A 1,965-nucleotide genomic window follows, 5' to 3' on the forward strand; every position below is an offset into this window, starting at 1 on the left:
GAGAGATTCTCATGGAGAATTCGGTTGCCGGGTTGCCAGATCAAGATATTGCGGAGTTTCTCACGTACAAATATCTGGACCACTTCTTTCGTGGGGTAGAAGCCGACAACCATTTTATAGCCGATCAGATACACAAACATTTCGCGCTTCCGAAAATAGCATCCCATCTCGTCACTCCAAGATTCGGCTATACACACCACGGTCTCTACATCGGAAATGGTCAAGTGATTCACTACTCGGGATTTGGAAACGAAATGCGAGGCGGGCCTGTTGAACAAGTGGACATCCAGACCTTTTGCAACGGTGAAAATTACGAGATTCAATATCATAACCATGTGAGGTTCACCCCTGAGCAAATCGTTGACCGAGCGAAGAGTAAGCTGGGCGAATCAAAATACAACTTGATATTCAATAACTGTGAGCATTTCGTAAACTGGTGCATAGATAACCTGGCAACAAGCCGGCAGGTTAATAATGCGGGCCGCGCCGTAACCAAGATTGCCGCCAAATCAAACCCTGTTGCTCATTACGGCTTGGCACTTAATGATACAAAATCAGCGATACTGGCCTATCTCAAAGGAGATATCGGCAAAGAAAAAATGTTTGAGGAGATTAGTAGCACAGCAGTCAACACAGCTTCAATGTCCTTCTACGGAGCACTGGGCCAAGCTGCAATTCCCATCCCGGTTGCCGGCTTTTTAGTGGGTTCGGGGATCGGCTTGGTTATCGGTAATTTATTGCAACAATCCGGGCTATTAGCGCTCGGCGACAGCCCTGTGGTGCAAGAAGCGAAACAACGCCGAGAAGAAATCAATCTGTTATGTCAGCGCTTGATTCCAGAGATTCGCCGAAGCAGGGCTGAGCTCGAGACATACCTGGAGGCCCACTTTAAAGATCGCGCGACCGAGCTGACTGATTCTTTTCGATCATTGGACGATTCATTAAAAACGATGCACACCAAAGGTTTTACAGATTCACTCGAACGAATCAACAATCAATTTGGTGCTGTACTTCAATTTAAAAGCTTCGAAGATTTCGACAGCTTCATGGGCTCTGAGCAGGCCTTTGAGTTCTAATTATGAGACCGCATGGACGGAGTGAGGATATGCCAGTTAGGCCGCGCCCTTTTGGGTTGAAATGTTCCGTTTGTCATTGGAAAAAATCAGTATCCCCTCTAAGCGATACACTATCTAAAACTGAATGGGTTGAATCTTGCCCTATATGCGCCAATCCTGTCGAGGTGGTCAGGCTGAATAAACTGAAAGCAGGATTTCTTGGAATCAAATCCAAGTTTACGCCCAATCCGTAGCGGCTTAGAGCTCTACACCAATCTTCCATATCGCTGCACAGGGTGGGCGATCAACGAGTCGCGGACAAGAAATTATCCTATTGGGTGTGTAATCCCCTCCCACGAATAGGGTGGCCACCACTCTGGCTGATTCAGTGCGCACGTTCTGGCACACTTAAATTGAGAGAGTCTCAGAATGCTGCTAGCTCATGCCAAGGCCCGTTCGAAACGCAACACGGCTGTCAGCGTCGCTTTCGGAAATGGACAGGAAGCCGTTGCTCGCCTCGACTCAATAAATACAGTCGTGTTCCACAAGCCGATTCGAGCTCACGGGGTTACTTGGTTGCGCTGCGCCAGTAGCCGATGGAGGTTTCATTTACGTAGCCACGAGTTTGCCCAAGAGTTATGAACGCCCCCTGAACCACTTTCGCCAATTCAGGCTGATAACAATAATGCAGGCTCCGGATGATGCGGGTAATCCGAAGGTGATTATGGCCTCCGGCTTTCAACCAGATATGGTCTCTGGGGTTCAATCCCGGCCGTGCCTCTATCACACCATTCCGGCGCACAAGACCATAGAAAGCGAGCATTCGATCCAGCGCCCGCCTCTGCTGCTGCCTTAGATCGCTATCGCGTTTGAAAACTTCGCAATCATCTTCGGTCAGTATTGGTGCCAT

Annotated in this window: 2 protein-coding genes; one reads left to right on the plus strand and one right to left on the minus strand. The window is 48.7% G+C overall.

Annotated features, from left to right (window positions below; translation table 11 throughout):
- On the plus strand, window positions 1-1,076 hold a 1,076-nt coding region (locus ACP2AU_RS16705; protein ID WP_426377343.1), incomplete at its 5' end, for a lecithin retinol acyltransferase family protein.
- 547 nt (window positions 1,077-1,623) lie between these two features.
- Here the strand turns inward: ACP2AU_RS16705 and ACP2AU_RS16710 are convergent.
- On the minus strand, window positions 1,624-1,965 hold a 342-nt coding region (locus tag ACP2AU_RS16710), incomplete at its 5' end, for an opioid growth factor receptor-related protein (RefSeq protein WP_426377344.1).

It is taken from the genome of Marinobacter sp. VGCF2001 (assembly GCF_049943275.1).
Lineage (GTDB): Bacteria > Pseudomonadota > Gammaproteobacteria > Pseudomonadales > Oleiphilaceae > Marinobacter.